The following is a 17,438-nucleotide window of genomic DNA, read 5'->3' on the forward strand; positions in this document are numbered from 1 at the left end:
CTTTGACCTGTAACGGAGGTTGCTCAGCGGGCATTACCGGTGTGACCTGCGCACTGGCATATTGCGCTGCGGTACAAACCGTCCGATATCGCGCAAAGACATTGTTAAAATTTCAACATCACACATCGGCTTATTGCAGGTTACAGTACGGTTCCCCGTGTGGCATGCCAGCGATTTACGGGATAATCGCTTTGCAGGTAAGATAAAAAACGGATGCGTCGAGCATGCAACGCCTTCTTTTTTGCCTTTATCAAAGGTCACGAAGTGAAAACGGGCGAGTTGAACGCCCCCGTTACCGGCCACCTTCGCGGTGTAACAGACATATGACGTCCTCCTCAAGGAATACAGGTTCAGAGATGACAATGGAAACCCGCCGCGACGAACGTCTGCGCAAACTCGCTCTGGCACTGAAGCGCACCGATAAACTTCACCTGAAGGATGCCGCCCGGTTGCTGGACGTCTCAGAGATGACGATTCGCCGGGATCTAAGCGAACCGACATCCAGCGTCGTCCTGCTCGGCGGCTATATCGTCAGCGATCCCAGAAGCCAACCCGGTCACTATTTTGTCTCCGATCAGCACGGGCAAAACGCCACCCGCAAACAGCAACTGGCGCAGGCGGCGGCAGGTCTGATCGGGGAGAACGATACCGTCTTTTTCGACTGCGGGACGACCTTGCCCTATGTGGTGGATGCCATTCCGGATGCCCTGCCCTTCACCGCCATCTGCTGTGCCATGAATACCTTTCTGGCATTAAAAGAAAAGCCCGCCTGCCATGTCATCCTGAGCGGCGGTGAATTCCATGCGGATAACGCCTTATTCACGCCGGTGGGCGGACAGTGCATTCTGGATGACCTGTGCCCTGACCTGGCCTTTATTTCTGCGGCAGGCGTCAGCCACGATCAGGGCGCGACCTGCTATAACCTCAATGAACTGCCCATGAAACACCACGCCATGCGGCGCGCGCGCCAGCGAGTTTTAGTGGCGGACAGCAGCAAATATGGGAAAGTGTTACCGGCCCGCATTGGCGCACTTTCACGCTTCGACCTGCTGGTCAGCGACAGCGCGCCAGATGCCACGCTGAGTCAGTGGTTAGCGCAACAGTCTATTCCCGTGCGCCTGCCCTGACTTCAGCCTGTCCACCGGCGTTCTGATGCGCGTTGCCCTGTGCCGGGTCGGTCTGACAACGGACATAAATCAAACAGTTATTCTGAACCCGCGGCCGCCATCGAATAATCCCGTCCCCTCGGCTGTGATTAGGCGGCGAAAAAGGCTAAACTTCGACATCATCCAAACGACAAACAGACCCAGAGGCTCAATACAACGTGGCTCAATTCGTCTATAGCATGCATCGCGTTGGCAAAGTGGTACCGCCAAAGCGCCATATTCTGAAAAACATCTCCCTCAGCTTCTTCCCCGGTGCGAAAATTGGCGTACTCGGCCTGAACGGTGCCGGTAAATCGACGCTGCTGCGCATCATGGCAGGCATCGATAAAGACATCGAAGGGGAAGCCCGTCCACAGCCCGGTATCAAAATTGGTTACCTGCCGCAGGAACCGCAGCTCAACCTTGAGCACACCGTGCGTGAATCCGTTGAAGAAGCGCTGTCGGAAGTGGTTGGCGCGCTGAAACGCCTTGATGAGGTTTATGCGCTTTACGCCGAAGAAGATGCGGATTTTGACAAGCTGGCAGCTGAGCAGGGACGTCTGGAAGAGATCATTCAGGCCCACGACGGCCATAACCTGAACACACAGCTGGAACGTGCCGCCGATGCGCTGCGCCTGCCAGACTGGGACGCCAAAATCGCGAACCTGTCCGGTGGTGAACGCCGCCGTGTTGCGCTGTGCCGCCTGCTGCTGGAAAAGCCAGACATGCTGCTGCTGGACGAACCGACGAACCACCTGGACGCCGAATCGGTCGCCTGGCTGGAACGCTTCCTGCATGACTTCGAAGGCACCGTGGTCGCGATTACCCACGACCGTTACTTCCTGGATAACGTTGCCGGCTGGATCCTGGAACTCGACCGTGGTGAGGGGATTCCGTGGGAAGGTAACTACTCTTCATGGCTGGAGCAGAAAGATGCCCGTCTGGCACAGGAAGCTTCGACTGAAGCGGCCCGTCGTAAATCTATCGAGAAAGAGCTGGAGTGGGTACGTAAAGGGCCAAAAGGCCAGCAGTCTAAAGGCAAAGCCCGTCTGGCACGCTTTGAAGAGCTGAACAATACCGACTACCAGAAACGTAACGAAACCAACGAACTGTTTATTCCGCCGGGTGCCCGCCTGGGTGATAAGGTGCTGGAAGTCAGCCACCTGCGTAAATCCTACGGTGACCGCGTGCTGATTGACGATCTGTCGTTCTCGGTACCGAAAGGTGCCATCGTCGGCATCATCGGTCCGAACGGGGCCGGTAAATCCACGCTGTTCCGCATGATGTCCGGTCAGGAACAACCGGATTCCGGTGAGATCGTGCTGGGTGAAACCGTGAAGCTGGCCTCTGTCGATCAGTTCCGTGACAGCATGGATAACGCCAAAACCGTATGGGAAGAAGTCTCCGGCGGCCAGGACATCATGCGTATCGGCAACACGGAAATGCCAAGCCGCGCCTATGTCGGACGCTTTAACTTTAAAGGCGTCGATCAGGGCAAACGCGTCGGTGAGTTATCCGGTGGTGAGCGGGGCCGTCTGCATCTGGCAAAACTGCTGCAGGTTGGCGGCAACATGCTGCTGCTCGATGAACCGACCAACGACCTGGACATTGAAACCCTGCGCGCGCTGGAAAACGCCCTGCTTGAATTCCCTGGCTGTGCCATGGTGATCTCGCATGACCGTTGGTTCCTTGACCGCATCGCGACGCACATTCTGGACTACCAGGATGAAGGGAAGATCGAGTTCTTCGAAGGTAACTTTACCGAATACGAAGAGTACAAGAAACGCACGCTGGGCGCGGATGCGCTGGAGCCGAAGCGCATCAAGTACAAGCGTATTGCCAAATGATTCAGAGGCGGCAGCAATGCCGCCCTTTTCTTTTCCTCAGCGGTAAAAGTCGCGAAACACCGGCGACTGCAACGCAAATTCAATAAACCTCATCAGCGCGGGCGAATTCAGTTTACGACTGGGATAGACCAGCCACAGCTCGTTTCCCTCAACCGTCCATTCCGGTAACACCTGCACCAGGCGCGCATCGCGCATCTCCCCGTCCGTTAAGAAACGCGGCAGTAGCGTAATGCCAGCATGCCCCAGCGCCGATTCGCGGGCATAGAGCAAATTGTCGGTCAGGTGCGCGGGCGGCAGCAGCCAGCGATGATACTGACTGTCGCGTTTAAGCACCCACTCGTTCCAGGCGCGGTGCGCGATACAGCGATGTTCAGCCAGCTGCTGCGGATGAGTAACCGGCGGATGCTGATCGAGATAAGTCTGCGAGGCCACCAGCAATCGCTCGCAGTACCCGACTCGTCGCCCAATCAGAGACGATTCCTGTGGCTGGCCGGTGCGTAAGGCAAGATCAAAGCCATCCTGTACCAGGTCGCGAATCTCGTCTGAAACGGAAATGTCCAGCGTGACATCAGGATAACGCCGTAAAAACGCGGCGTTACAGCGCGCCAGTAAGGTTGCCCCAATGCCTGCCGGGCTGGTGATGCGCAGGCGACCGCTGGGATTTTCCCGCAGGTTGGCAATCGCCTGTTCGGCACGTTCGCTAGCCTGCATCATCTCCTGACAGTGCAGCAGATAACGCTCCCCGGCAAAGGTCAGGTTAAGCTGGCGCGTCGTCCGGTTTAACAGCCGGATGCCCAGCCGCTGCTCAAGCTGGCTGATACGTTGACTGACGCTGGATTTGGGCAAACCTGCCCGCTCTGCCGCAGCGGTAAAGCTGCCGCACTCCGCCACCAGCGCAAACAGCGCCATATCCTGCCACTCACGAAACGCCATTGTTCACCTCAGACGAACACTCTAATAACTATTGTCCATCTTATCAGCCTGGCGGTGGGGTTCTACACTTGAAGAAACACTACAGGAGAATAGATTATGTCTGTCCGCGCGATTGCTGTTGATCCCGAAAACCCAAAAAACTTTACCGAAATTTTCCCGGAAACGCCTGTACCCGGCGAGTATGACCTGCGTGTCCAGGTAAAAGCCGCCTCGGTCAACCCGGTGGATACCAAGGTGCATAAAGGCGCGATCAAAAATGGTTTGCAGGTGCCGCGTATCCTCGGCTGGGATGCCAGCGGCGTGGTGCTGGAAACCGGCAGCAAAGTCACGGGCTTCAAGCCCGGGGATGAAGTGTACTATGCGGGTGATATTACCCGCCCGGGCAGTAACAGCACCGAACAGTTAGTCGATTCCCGTATCACTGGCCATAAGCCGAAAACGCTCGACTGGGCGGCCTCTGCGGCGATTCCTTTAACGGCGCTTACCGCCTGGGAAGGTTTGTTCGAGCGACTGGATATGGCAGCCGCGCGTGACGATCAAACGCTGCTGATCGTTGGCGGCGCAGGCGGTGTAGGCTCTCTGGCGATTCCGCTGGCGAAAATGCGCAGTAAGGCGAAAGTGATTGCCACCGCGTCACGGGAAGACTCTGCCCAGTGGTGCCGCGATCGCGGGGCCGACCTGGTGATCAACTATAAAGACATGCCCGCTGAGCTGGAAAAGCACGGCATTAAGCAGGTCGACTACATTTTCTGCCTTAACGACACTGACGGCCACTGGGAAACCATGAGCCAGCTCATCGCGCCCCAGGGTCATATCTGCACCATCGTCGAGAACGAACATCCGCTGTCAATGGATCAACTGAAGCTTAAGAGCGCCTCGCTGCACTTTGAGTTTATGTACACTCGCAGCATGTTCACCACGCCGGATATGGCGCAACAGGGTGAGATTCTGAATAGCGTTGCCCGCCTGTTAGATGACGGAAAGCTGCAAACCACCCTGAGTGAAACCCTGCACGGGTTAAGTGTGGAAACTCTGGAAGCGGCCCACCAGCGTGTACTGGAAGGCCATATGCGCGGCAAAGTGGTCATGGTTTACTGATCACCTGCGGATGCCGGTCCGTGCGGCATCCGCTCGCCCCGTTTCACGGGGCTTCCTCGGAGGGAGCCACAGGCGCGGTAAAAGCCTGCGGGTTCCCCTCATCGTCCAGCGCCGTGTAATCAACAAGGATCTGGCTCGCCGCGGAAGGCGACGCGTTTCCCATCAGGGGATACTCTTTGCTGGAAAAAGGCGCGAGCGTTTTATCCCCGTCCAGATAAACGGTGTAGCCTTTTCCGCCTGCCCGCACGGTCATTTTGCCCGGCGTGAAAAAGTAGCCACTACGGTTGGTGGCACGAATGAAAACCTGCCCCTGCATTTTCCTGACCTGAAAGGTGACGGCGTTCACCCGTGCCGTAAACGGTATCGCCTTCTTAAACGGTCTGTTGATCACTTTAAGTTGGGTATTCAGCGCCATGCTGATCTTATCGCTGCCCGGCTGTATCGTTCCTTTTTTTACGGCGCTGATTTCGTACAGATTGAGCCAGTAAAGGGATTCCCGATCCTGTGGCAGCGTTGCGGCCAGCTCAGTGCGTAAAACGGTAATCTGTTTTTTTTCATCTTTGTTCAGCGTAAAAACGCCGGGAAGCGCGACAAAAGGAAAGGCTTTACTGCCCGGCGATTTTTCCGGTGCGCCGCTGTCGACCCAGGTCTGGATCAGCACGGGTGCGTCGCCGCTGTTAACCAGCAGTAACGGGGTTTGCACCTCGCCGGGATGGAAGATCAGTCGGCTTTGCTGCGGAATTACCGCGGCCTGGGCGTTAATCACGATACACATCCATAACCAAAGAAACGTTTTCATCTTATTGCAGCCGAATGAGGATAGATGCGGTTGCATCAACATGGCCCGCCGTCACCGTTTTACCCGGGAGCTTTGCTAGACGGGCGTTGAAAGTACGCTGATACAGTTTCTCGTCATTCTGCTGGCTGCCGCTGATCACCTGCGCGTCCTCCAGCACCGGTCGCCAGCCCGCACTCCCGCTGAAGCTGCTCCAGCTTAAAAAGGAGACGGGCTGGCCACCTGACGTTTCCAGCTGAATGCCCACGCCTTTCGCCAGCGACGGTAAACTGTCGTAATGATCGGACACCAGGTAGCGCGAAAGACCGTCTCCCGTCGTCAGTCCCAACTGCTGCGCCTGCAGCCACGCGGCGTAGCTCGGTTGAAACCCCAGAGACAGCTGACCCGACTGAACGCCAGAGAGGTTTTCGGTTCCGTTCGCACAGGCCAGCGTAATGCTGAGCGGCGCCGTCACCGCCTGGCCTTCATTGAGCGCATTGATGCTGATGCCGGGGAAAAGGACGTTTGCGGTATAATTCTCCACCCGGCAGCCCTGGGTCATATTTTGCGTCAGAGTGGCGACCGGCGCGGTATTCATCCCAAAGGCCATGTAACGTCCGGTTCCCCAGGTTTCAAAATGGTTCCAGCTGTCCTGACCCGCTTCGGGCACATTCATCCCCGGCCCCATAAACACCACATAGCCATTGGGCTGGTTGCAACTGTAGGAGCCAGTGTAATTATCGGCCGCCGCCCAGAGGCAGCCCCACGACGCGTAACCCGGCGTGCGGTTGTTTCTGTCGGTACGAATGAGCTCCGCACTGATGGGGCTGAAGTCGCGTCCCCGGATCAGGATTTTATTTCCCTGTATTTCATACTGGGTGAGCGGTACTTTTTGCCAGATACGGGTAAAGGGCCTGCCACTGCGCACGTGAACCAGCTTTAATGCAGTAAAAGGAAAATAGGTCTGGAAATAGTTGTCCCCCATGTCCCAGGCACCGCCAACGTTGCTGTCACCGTTAGTGGCGAAGACTTCAAACAGTTGGTCTTTATCAGCAAGGTCACACTCGTACAACACGCGATCGGGATTGTTGTTAGCAACAGACGGCACCACCCGGAACACCGAACGGGCCAGCACGGTGCCGGCGGGCTGATAGCGAAGATTCATTAACCCGATATTGCCGAAATTCAGGGGCGCACCGCAGGCATCACAGCCCTGATCGACCGGGTTGACCCGGGTACAGGTCGCGTAAGCCGGGAGCCACGCTGTCAAAAAAAAGAATGTCATTACCGCTAAAACGCGTTTCATCATTAACACCTTAGAATCTAAAAACGACAGACGGCATCCGCGTAGGTCATCACCGCGTCAGGTTCAGGTTGAGGAATGTGGTAATCCATCACACAGGACGATTGCGCATCGTCACCCCAGACGGCTTTCAGTCGGCCCTGGGTTTTCGCCACACGTAACCAGGCATTGCCGCCCTGGCCAAACGTGCCCACGCGCTTGCCCGTCTCATCCAGCAGATCCGCGCCCACAGGCACCATAGCATCGCGATTCGTGCGGGTTTTCAGCATCAGGGGATAACCGCGTAAGGTTCTGAACGACACCTTCACCATCGCACCGGCATAAGGCGCGACACTTTTTTCGCTGTCCTGAATTTCCACATGACCGTCGCTGCCGCTGGCACCCAGCGTAATGGTGTTGTAGTGATACGGGTTGAGCGAAGGAACCAGCGCATAGCCAAAGCGATCGATTTCACTGCCCTGGCTGTTCAGGATGCGTGCGCCCCTGGCCCCTTTCGCCTCGACGAGGGCGAAGGTATCGCCCAGATAATGGCCTAACGTCACGCCACCGCTGTGGATCACCGCCGCCCCCATGGCGTTAACGGACATCTGATTAAACCGTGAAGAGGTCGAGGCAGTACCGGTCACGCTGGCCTCAGAAAAGGTTTTGCCCAGGCTGCCGCTTACTGTCGTGTCACGCTGCTGCTGATCGCGATTCACATTCAGGCTGTAGCTGGTGCCGCTCTCACCACTCAGCCCGCTGAGCGACGCTGTGTAATTACTGCCGTTCTGGCTTCCACGGGATCCCCCCAGAGCCAGGTAAGGTGAAGTGGCGTCCGTGCCCAGCGGCACAGAGACACTGACCTGTAACTGGGTATCTTTATAAAACGTCTCGTCTGCGTACTGAGCCATGACAGCTCTGCGCGGATCGGTGGCATAGGCTCTGCGCGAATACTGGCGGGACAGGGAAATATTCAGTGCGATGTTTTTGGGCAGCACCGTGCCATAACCGACCTGAAACTGTGTCGTCCGCGAGCGACCGTCATAGTAATTTTGCTTCGAGCCGGAGAGATAGATGTTGCCCCACTGCCCCAGCGTCTGATTCAGGGTCATCTGCAGGCGGTTACGCTGCATATATTCGCTGATAATACTGTTGCGGCCCGGCGTTTCCGCATTATTCAGTGCAATCACGTCATTGAGATCGCGGTAACCCTGGGTGGAATACTGGTAGCCCGCAAACGTCAGAGTGGTATTCGTGGGCTGAAATGTCCGGCTGTAACTCAGTGCGTAACGCCATCCCTGGGTCGACTCACCGCCGTTCAGAACCGCGCTGGAATACGCGCTGTTAAATCCCACGGCCCCTATGTCTGAAGCCCAGACGCCGCCAGCCAGCACGGCATGATAGCGTTCGCCCAGCCTGACGCCGCCGTTCAGCGTAATGGCATTGCTCAGGCCGTGCCTGACGGTTAACTCAGTAAAGGTGTTGGCTTTGCTGTAATCCCTGATTTTACCGGCGGCAAAGTTGTAGTCTGTCCGGCCTGGACGCAGCGACTGCGGTAAGACCGCATACGGCACGCTAAAACGATGCAGGCTGCCGTCAGACTCCTGAACCTCCACGCTGAGATCGCCGCCATAGCTCACCGGGCTCAGATCATTGATCGTAAACGGCCCTGGCGGCACGGTTGTCTGATATATCCGTTGCTTGCCCTGCCAGACCGTCACGCGGGCATTGCTGTTTGCCACGCCGCGTACCAGCGGTGCGTAACCCCGAACAGAATCCGGCAGCATACGGTCATCAGAGTCCAGACTGACCCCGTTGAAACTGACCGCCGTAAACAGATCGCCGTTACTGAAAAGCTCGCCTATGCCCGCCTCACTTCGCAATGACGGCAGCGCACGTTGTACCCAGGCCCTGGCGCTTTGCCAGCGATTGCCGACCTCGTCATGCGTAAAGTTTCCCTGTTGACGAAAACGCCACATGCCGACATTGATGCCACTGTTAATACCCAGATACGTGGATTCGAAACGCTGCGCATTTTTATAATCGGAATAGAACTGGTTCAGATTGTAATTCACGAACCCCATGGTCGTGCCCGCCGTCAGGTTTTCGGGCGCGATATAGCCGACGGGCCGCTGAACCCGCATCGCCTGTGGGACGGTAACGTCTACACGCAGGCTGCCCGTATTCACGTTAACTGACGCGCCCGTCAAAAGCGCATCGGGCCTGGCACAGTCTTTCGCCTTGAGCGCAGTGAGATAGTGGGCTTTGACGCCAAAGGCCTGATAAAAGGACAACGGCAGGCATACCGAAAGCGCCCTGCCCGCACGAACGATATCAACCGACGTGGACTGTTGAAATTTACCGTTGAGATAAAGATCGACATCATAGCGGCCGGGCTGGAACCAGGCGTCCTGCACATTGTCAGGCATCGCAATCTGTCCAGGCAGCATTTCGCGCACTAAGGCAGGATCAAACAGATAGTCATCCTGACCTTCAGCCGCCTGACCGCCCCGGAGAAAAAGCAGACTCAAAGCGAACAATAAGAATAATGAGACTATATTCATTTCTGCTACTTTTCGTTCACGTTTATTCTTTTGTCGGCACCAAAATCATTAATAAGAACGGCGTTAAGCGTATATCCCTGAAGGGATGACTGGCCTTTTAACGTAATACGCTGCTCACTAAACGGTGCCAGCGTCACGGCTTCATGCCAGGGAACACGGTTATTCTCTTTGACCAACGCAAAAGATCGAATATTGGCGTAAAAGGGCGAGGCATTGCGGAAGACGATGTCATGTCCCTGAATATGGTATGAGAGCGCATTCTTCAGGTTATCCATGGAAAAATTCAGTCCCTTTGGGCGAACGATAACCTTTACTCTGTTCTTAATAATCAAATAGAGTTTATTCTTATCCTCCAGCCCTTTTTTTAACGAGGGAATCTCGGTGTAATCCATATAAAACAGTGACTCTCTGTCCTGAGGAAGATTATTCTCCGTCACGTTGAGCTTTACCGTTTGGCCGGCTTCAGGAGCAATCCTGAATATTTGCGGCAACGCCACAAAAGGGGGAACAGAATGATTATTGAGATTGATCGCCTGAATCTGAATCAGCGCTGGCTGATCGCCAGTATTCGTAAACTGAAGCGTTTTTTCTTTTTTCGCACCCTCTACAATGACGCGCGTGCCATTTAATACGACGCTTGCCTGACAAAACATGGCTGAAAAGGCCAGAAAAAGAAGAACAAGAGACTTCAACACAGGGTTCTCCTGCCCCCTTAAAAGAAGGGGGCCTGATGATTAGGGATAGCTGACAGAATATTGAACGCTACTTAAAACCGTACCGGCGCCCGCCTTTCCAGAGTCGCTGTAATAGACGACTGAAAAGTTTTGCGATGCGCTGGTGCTTCCGCTTTCCAGCGTCATACCGGTGACCCTGGCCGTCCCACCCGACAAATCTATCGCGTTGTCGTTACTGTCCAGTAAACGCAGCGCCACGTTTTCGGCGGTGCCGGTATTGAGTAAATCGCCGGTGGGCGAAATATTATTGCCAGCCAGATTAATTGCCATTGCCTGTGTTGATCCGGCGTCCGGTGCGACGCAACCGGTTAAGTTAATCGTAAAAGGTGTTTTACCGGCGGTTGATTTTGCTGTACTCAACTCGGCCGTTGAAACGGTGGGCAGCAAAATAATCGGGCTGCCGGTTGCATCATTAACATTGACGTTACAGGTTTGTGCATTGACCTCGCCCTGAAAGCGAATTGTATTTTCTGAGGCTGCAAAAACATGGCAAGACATTAAACTCGCACTACAAACAACAAGCGTCATGCAGCGTGAAAAAGAGCAGGCTTTCATTGATTCCCTCTTATGATTTTTGATGAATAAAGATGCGCATTGGCGGCGAGGATCATAAGGCGCACGGCAGGGGAACGGTGTGTGAAGTGTTCTGAACTTATGTGAAGGAATGCACCATCAAATAGAAAGATATTTAAATTCAATTAGATGGTGTTAATCCTCTGTTACTGAAATGAGAGTCCCCTTAAGATAACCACAGGCCGGGAACCCACAAAGAACGTTAACGATCGCCACGTTTTATGGCTTATTTTTCGCAGAGGTAAAGCGGAACAGGGCCGGAATAAAATGTCCAGGTGTCAATACCTGTCCTTTTGATGACAAAGGGAAACGTCGCCCCCACGTTAATAAAAAATGCCGGCAGCCACTTTTGCTGTTCCTGCTGGGACATTTGATTATCCGGGGACGATTCGATTAATGTTGACCGGGCAAGGTACAGATCGCCCTCGCGCTGATAAGTAAACCGGATAATTTTGCTCAGACGGGTAACGTTATTATCGTGATCGGTGAGTCGGCCGGTGATGGCGATAACACCGTGACCCTCTCGCATATCATGAGAGGTGATGACGGAAAATGTCTCACCATTTCTGATGTAATTACTGTTTGCAATACAATGGACAGAATCCTGTCTGAATAAAAACACGACAATGCCTGCTGCTGTCATCACGATTACAGCCAACAGAAAGGTTAACTTCACTACTTACTCCTTATATAATAATACGAAATACAGTCGGGGGAACCGAAAAACGAGAGTGCATTTTTACATTGCAGTACCGAAATGCGTTCACCATTGGTAAATGCCGTGATATAAATCTTTCGTCGTTCTGTACAACTGACTTTACTGTCAACGGCGATGCGCGCGACCAGGCCATTACCGGCTTTTTCATTGGCGTATATTTCACATCCATTCATATCAAACCGTTTAATAAAAATCATCTCGTGGCGGTGAAGTGAAAAGGTCATGATGGCAAAACCACAAACCAGTATCGTCATCACCGCCAGTCCCGTGATAAAAAGATGCCGTGTCGAAATAGCATAGCGATAAGCGCCTTTGCTGACAGTGAATTCAGCAGGCTCAGGACGGCTGATGGGCTGTTGAGATTCTGGTTCAGAATACGTTGCGTTCTTAATAAGGTTTTCTGAAATATCCTCATCATCCTGAATAACGGATTCCGTTGTATCGCACGCACTCGCCTCTTCACCGGACGTAGCGAAGGGCGGAATATTCTGTTCGTCTTTCTGGTCGTTTTTTCCTGCCCCAGCGTCCTCATCAGCAGGCGCAATTGTCGACTCCTCAATAAGAACCGCATTTGCCAGCATGAAGCCACGGCGTGGAATGGTCCTGATCACATCCTGACGGATATTGCATGCCAACAGCGCTTTTCTGATGAGCGAAATACTTTGATATAACGCATTGGCACTGACCTCCATCCCAAACTGTCGCCAGGCATACTGATAAAACGCCTCATGATCGACAATTTCGCCCTGCCGCGCGATCAGCAATTCAAAACAATATGAGACTGAAGAATGCAGCTTCAGCACCTGATTATTACCAACAATTTCCCTTTTCCCAGGATAAAAAACCACTTCATTACCAATACTTATCTTTTTCATATTATTAAATCCGGATATATCCTTATTTCTGTCTTATGAATGCTCCCTTAATATAAGCCAGTAAATAATATTGAACTTACATTTAACATAAACAAACAGAAGAAATAAAATAATTTCAGACTTTAAATACGAAATAATGTTACTCAGGAATTCAAAATTCTTTATTTTGTTTGTGTATGTTACGTACGTTATTTGGAGGGCGCGGTATTTCGCAAAGCATTATTTTTTGTAATCAAAAAGGCGGGAAAATAACAGGCGCAGAAAACAGGACGTGAGGAGCGGCAGGGTGTCCCCTCACCGCCCCGGCGTGCAGGCAAAAATCTCAAAGGGCGCTTTGTTCGCCCAGCATACCTTTCACCAGTTCAATACAGCGCAGGAAGCGCGCGTCATAATCTTCTTCCTGCACATGAACAAAGTCGATGTTGTTTTCACCTAACATCGCTATCAACATGCTCTGGAACTCGCGGCGATCTACAGAGCTGCCTAGGCTGCGTAACCCGTCCGCTACCCAGGGTACGTTGTTTTCCAGCAGGATCACCAGATCGAAGCGATACTCGTCAATCATGGCCTGAACAAACGGATGCTCACGGCCTTCATACTTTTTACAAAATGCCTGGGTCGTGACGAAATCGGTATCAATAAATGCCACTTTATTGGCATATTTCACCGCAAAATCGATGTACTGTGCATGGCCCAGCGCGATCTTGTCGTAGTCTGAATACTGAAGCGCCATCTCATCGCCGCCCAGATGTGAAAAGACATAGTCGCGGCCATATTCCCAGGCGCTGGACGTGTTAAAGATGTTCGCCAGCTTATTCACCAGCATCGATTTCCCACTCGACTCACCGCCCAGAATGGCCACGGTGCGCACAAAGAAGGGCTTCACTTCGGTGGGGATGTAATCCCAGAAGCGGAAAGGATCCTGACGAATCTGCGCGCCGCTGATATTCATAAACGATCGGTTCGGATCGATCAGTATGGTTTGAATGCCCAGATGCTGTTGATACATCTCAGCATCAGGTGCCTCACTGGTATAGACGCAGTCTGCCGCAATCCCCTGCTCTTCCAGAAAGATCTTTACCCCTGCGCTCCACACATCCCAGCCATGAGGATAGGGCTCAATCCCCTCTTCATCGAAGGCGTGAATGCGAATATTTTTCTGGTACTTAAAGGTTTGCAGTAACCAACGCAGACGATCACTGACGGTGGGCTGCTGCGACATGGCGCTGTTTTCAAACAGGCTCAGATCGCGCGGCTCGTCGTAGCCCATGATGATATGCAGCTCATCGACCTGACTACAGGCGCGCTGAATCAGATAGATATGGCCAGTATGGAGCGGATAAAACTTGCCAAAAATCACCCCTATTTTTTTATCGCGACGGGGGAATTCCAGGCCGAGAAAACGGTGCAGTGCCTCCAGCTTTTGCGCGCTGGGGCTTTTAATTTTCGCGTTAAGCAGTTGGCTTAAATACCCTTTGGTCATGCCACTGGCATCGGCCACCTGTTGAAGCGTGTGGCCCTGCTGGCGAATCGCCGTTTTTAAATAATCAAACGCCGACATGTGGTGCCTCCTGCAAGCAATGTTCAACGAGGGGAAGAGCGTAGCCTGTCGTCTGCCCGGTGACCATACGGCCACCGGACAAACGGACTCGCTTAGAGATCATCAAGGATAGCCAACGCATCCGCCAGCTTCTTCGCGCTGTATACGCGCATGCCCTCAATCGGCTTTTTCGGTGCGTTACCCGCCGGCACGATCGCCCGCTTAAAGCCATGTTTAGCCGCTTCAGCAATGCGCTCCTGTCCGCTGGGCACCGGACGAATCTCTCCGGCCAGTCCGACCTCGCCAAAGATAACCAGATCCTGCGGCAAAGGGCGATCGCGCAGGCTGGACACCATCGACAGCATCAGGGCCAGGTCAGCACTGGTTTCCGTGACTTTCACGCCGCCGACCACGTTGACGAACACATCCTGATCCGCCATTTGCAAACCGCCATGACGATGCAGCACTGCCAGCAGAATGGCCAGGCGGTTCTGTTCCAGACCGACCGCAACCCGACGCGGATTGCCCATCATCGAATGATCCACCAGCGCCTGAATCTCAACCAGTAAAGGACGGGTGCCTTCCCATAACACCATGACCGAACTGCCGGACGTGATCTCTTCACCACGCGACAGGAAAATGGCGGACGGGTTGCTCACCTCACGCATGCCCTGCTCGGTCATGGCAAATACGCCAAGTTCATTGACGGCACCAAAGCGGTTTTTATGGCTACGTAACGTCCGGAAGCGGGAATCGGCATCGCCGTCCAGCAGGACGGAGCAGTCAATGCAGTGCTCCAGAACTTTTGGCCCGGCCAGCGATCCGTCTTTGGTCACATGGCCCACCATGATAATTGCCACGCCACGGGTTTTAGCGAAACGCGTCAGATAGGCGGCCGTTTCACGCACCTGCGCCACGCTGCCCGGCGACGACTGGATATCCGCCATGTGCATCACCTGAATCGAGTCGATCACCATGATTTGCGGCTGCTCCTGCTCCGCAATCAGGCAGATCTGCTCAATGCTGGTTTCCGACAGCATGTTCAGATTGTCACTCGGCAATCCCAGACGATGGGCGCGCATAGCGACCTGCTGTAATGACTCCTCCCCGGTGACGTAGAGGGTTTTCATGCTCTCGGCTAAACGGCACATCACCTGCAACAGCAGCGTCGATTTCCCGGCGCCGGGGTTACCGCCAATCAGAATGGCACTGCCCGGTACCACACCGCCACCCAGCACGCGGTCAAACTCTTTAAAACTGGTCGAAAAACGGGGCAAGGCTTCCAGACTGATTTCGGACAGCTTTTGCACCCGACTGGTTCCGGCATTGCCTGCATAACCGCTGAGGCGCTCATTGCGCGCCGCCGCCGGTGAGGCCGCAATACGGACCTCGGTAATCGTGTTCCAGGCGTGACAGGCGCTGCACTGCCCCTGCCAGCGTGGATAATCTGCGCCGCACTCGTTACAGACAAATGCGCGTTTTGCCGCTTTGGCCAAAACAACTCCTCAGTTAACGCTCTTCGTGAATCAGGCTACCGGTCAGGATGCAAAACACGCCCATCAAATCGGCATGGCGAATCGTGACGGCGGTTTGCTCATTGACTTTCGGTTTGGCATGGTAAGCAATGCCCAGCGCCGACGCTTTTATCATCAGCAAATCATTAGCACCGTCGCCGATCGCCACGGTCTGCTCTGGCGCAATCTCAAAACGCTTCGCCAGCTTTTTCAACGTCTCTGCTTTGTACTGTGCGTCAACGACAGGACCCAGCACCTCGCCGGTGAGTTTTCCGTCCCGGATTTCCAGTTCATTAGCGGCTATTGCCGCCAGATGCAGCTTATCGCGCAGGAACTCGGCAAAATAGGTGAAGCCACCTGAGGCAATCGCGACCTGCCAGCCCAGCGCCTGTAATTTTTTGGTCAGCGTGGTCAGACCCGGCATTAAGGGCAGTTCGTCGCGCACCTGCTTAAGAATATTGGCATCCGCCCCTTTTAGCGTCGCCACGCGCTGGCGCAGGCTGGCGGTAAAATCCAGCTCGCCGCGCATCGCCCGCTCGGTGACTTCTGCCACCTGCTCGCCGCAGCCCGCCAGTTTGGCTATCTCATCAATACATTCGATTTGGATGGCGGTAGAATCCATGTCCATAACCAGCAGGCCCGGCGTTTTCAGGTGGGGGATTTTCCCCAGCGGCGCTACGTCCAGCGCCAGCTCGTGCGCAAGTTTGCTGGCAAACGGCGTCAGGGAGCCCGCCAGGCGGATGACCTGATAGTCGTCAACGTTCCAGGCGCTGACGATCACCATGGCGGCCCCAAGCTGATGCTGGTAATCGGTCAGACGCTGTTTATCCAGACCGCGACCATAGAGTAACCAGCCGGTTCGGCCAGCACGGTAATCCAGCGGCATGACTTCATCACCGCTCAGTGAAAGGGGCAACCCCGGCCAGAGAGAGACATCAGCAGGCAGATCGCACCAGGTAAGATGATTTGACATCAGGGCTCCTGTAGGAACAACAAAACCACGCAAGAGGCTACCTTGTCTGCGCTGCTTCTGGCAACATAATATCCAGGCTTTCTGTCGTCACGTGATTCGGATAATTAATGGCTAAAACCGCACTGAAATTTCGCTTACATCGCACGGTGATTGTTTTGATTTCACTGGCGCTGTTAGTGGTGCTTATGCAAGGCGCATCCTGGTTTAGCCTTGGCCATCAAATGGCCCGTTCTGAACAGGCAGAAGAGCTGGCCCAGACGCTGACCCGGCAGGTGGCCTTCAGTCTGAAACCCTTGATGGATAACAGCGAAGACAATCGTAGCCAGATTGAGGCCATCATCAGTCAGATGACCGACAACAGCCGTATTCTGGATGCGTCCGTCTATGCAGGCGATGGCAGCCTGGTGGCGCACAGCGGCGAAAATATCAACGTGCGCGATCGGCTGGCGCTGGATGGCAAGCGCGCGGGCAGTTACTTTAATCATCAAATTGTCCAGCCGCTCAGCGGCAGCAATGGCCCTGCTGGCTTTCTGCGCGTTACGCTGGATACGCACGTGCTGGTCACCGAATCACGCCAGGTGGATAACACCACCAATATTCTGCGCCTGATGATGCTGCTGGCGCTGGCCATTGGCATCATCCTGAGTCGCACGTTACTGCGCGACCGTCGCACGCGCTGGCAGCAGTCTCCGTTTTTGCTCACGGCCAGTACGCCTGTGAAAGAGGATGACGAAGAGGATGAGAAAAAAGACGACGCCGCGAAACCTTCCGCGTGACGGAAGGGTTTACAGGTCAACGTCTGACAGCCCTCTCCTGCTTTCCTTAACGCTTAGCCCAATGTAAAAGGCCCGTTTCACGGGCCTTACT

General features: G+C 54.2%; 15 protein-coding genes. 4 read left to right on the plus strand and 11 right to left on the minus strand.

Annotated elements, in window-relative coordinates; all coding sequences use genetic code 11:
- Positions 1–362 precede the first annotated feature (362 nt).
- Both deoR and ettA read left to right on the plus strand, forming a co-directional pair.
- Positions 363–1,127 (plus strand): DNA-binding transcriptional repressor DeoR, encoded by a 765-nt coding sequence (deoR, locus tag C7433_RS07340; protein ID WP_006118293.1) that lies wholly within the window; start codon positions 363–365, stop codon positions 1,125–1,127.
- A gap of 197 nt (positions 1,128–1,324) precedes the next feature.
- Positions 1,325–2,992, plus strand: a complete 1,668-nt coding sequence (gene ettA / locus C7433_RS07345) for an energy-dependent translational throttle protein EttA (RefSeq protein WP_006118292.1) — start codon at positions 1,325–1,327, stop codon at positions 2,990–2,992.
- Positions 2,993–3,028: 36 nt separating this feature from the next.
- Here ettA and C7433_RS07350 read toward each other — a convergent pair whose 3' ends face one another.
- A complete protein-coding gene (locus C7433_RS07350; protein WP_039338795.1) occupies positions 3,029–3,925 on the minus strand; it encodes a LysR family transcriptional regulator in 897 nt (298 codons plus the stop codon).
- 96 nt (positions 3,926–4,021) lie between these two features.
- Between C7433_RS07350 and C7433_RS07355 the strand changes: the two genes are divergently transcribed.
- Positions 4,022–5,023: a zinc-binding alcohol dehydrogenase family protein gene (locus C7433_RS07355; RefSeq protein WP_006118291.1), complete on the plus strand. Its 1,002-nt coding sequence runs from the start codon at positions 4,022–4,024 to the stop codon at positions 5,021–5,023.
- Between the two features lie 43 nt (positions 5,024–5,066).
- Here the strand turns inward: C7433_RS07355 and C7433_RS07360 are convergent, their stop codons facing one another.
- The 10 genes from C7433_RS07360 to serB all read right to left on the minus strand — a co-directional run bounded on the left by C7433_RS07360 (position 5,067) and on the right by serB (position 16,571).
- Entirely contained in the window at positions 5,067–5,822 is a 756-nt protein-coding gene (locus C7433_RS07360) for a molecular chaperone (protein ID WP_006118290.1), read from the minus strand.
- A gap of 1 nt (position 5,823) precedes the next feature.
- On the minus strand, positions 5,824–7,107 hold the full coding sequence (locus C7433_RS07365) for a fimbrial protein (RefSeq protein ID WP_110267876.1): 1,284 nt from the start codon (positions 7,105–7,107) through the stop codon (positions 5,824–5,826).
- A 14-nt stretch (positions 7,108–7,121) separates the two neighbouring features.
- The gene (locus C7433_RS07370) at positions 7,122–9,644 is read right to left on the minus strand and encodes a fimbria/pilus outer membrane usher protein (RefSeq protein ID WP_110267877.1); all 2,523 of its coding nucleotides are present in this window, start codon (positions 9,642–9,644) and stop codon (positions 7,122–7,124) included.
- Between the two features lie 5 nt (positions 9,645–9,649).
- Positions 9,650–10,339, minus strand: a complete 690-nt coding sequence (locus tag C7433_RS07375; protein ID WP_110267878.1) for a molecular chaperone — start codon at positions 10,337–10,339, stop codon at positions 9,650–9,652.
- A 39-nt stretch (positions 10,340–10,378) separates the two neighbouring features.
- Entirely contained in the window at positions 10,379–10,876 is a 498-nt protein-coding gene (locus C7433_RS07380) for a fimbrial protein (RefSeq protein WP_226374626.1), read from the minus strand.
- 301 nt (positions 10,877–11,177) lie between these two features.
- Entirely contained in the window at positions 11,178–11,627 is a 450-nt protein-coding gene (locus tag C7433_RS07385; protein ID WP_006121842.1) for a hypothetical protein, read from the minus strand.
- On the minus strand, positions 11,627–12,544 hold the full coding sequence (locus C7433_RS07390; protein ID WP_110267880.1) for a winged helix-turn-helix domain-containing protein: 918 nt from the start codon (positions 12,542–12,544) through the stop codon (positions 11,627–11,629). The genes C7433_RS07385 and C7433_RS07390 overlap by 1 nt, the downstream gene beginning before the upstream one ends.
- 322 nt (positions 12,545–12,866) lie before the next feature.
- Positions 12,867–14,105 (minus strand): multifunctional transcriptional regulator/nicotinamide-nucleotide adenylyltransferase/ribosylnicotinamide kinase NadR, encoded by a 1,239-nt coding sequence (nadR, locus tag C7433_RS07395; RefSeq protein WP_006121839.1) that lies wholly within the window; start codon positions 14,103–14,105, stop codon positions 12,867–12,869.
- A gap of 92 nt (positions 14,106–14,197) precedes the next feature.
- Positions 14,198–15,580, minus strand: coding sequence for a DNA repair protein RadA (gene radA / locus C7433_RS07400; RefSeq protein WP_006121838.1), 1,383 nt, complete (start codon positions 15,578–15,580; stop codon positions 14,198–14,200).
- Positions 15,581–15,593: 13 nt separating this feature from the next.
- Entirely contained in the window at positions 15,594–16,571 is a 978-nt protein-coding gene (gene serB, locus C7433_RS07405) for a phosphoserine phosphatase (protein ID WP_033740188.1), read from the minus strand.
- 107 nt (positions 16,572–16,678) lie between these two features.
- Between serB and C7433_RS07410 the strand changes: the two genes are divergently transcribed.
- Positions 16,679–17,347 carry a YtjB family periplasmic protein gene (locus C7433_RS07410; RefSeq protein WP_033740187.1) on the plus strand — a complete coding sequence of 223 codons (669 nt, stop codon included), beginning with the start codon at positions 16,679–16,681 and terminating at the stop codon, positions 17,345–17,347.
- The last annotated feature ends 91 nt before the right edge of the window (positions 17,348–17,438 follow it).

Source organism: Pantoea sp. PNA 03-3 (genome assembly GCF_003201175.1).
GTDB lineage: Bacteria > Pseudomonadota > Gammaproteobacteria > Enterobacterales > Enterobacteriaceae > Pantoea > Pantoea stewartii.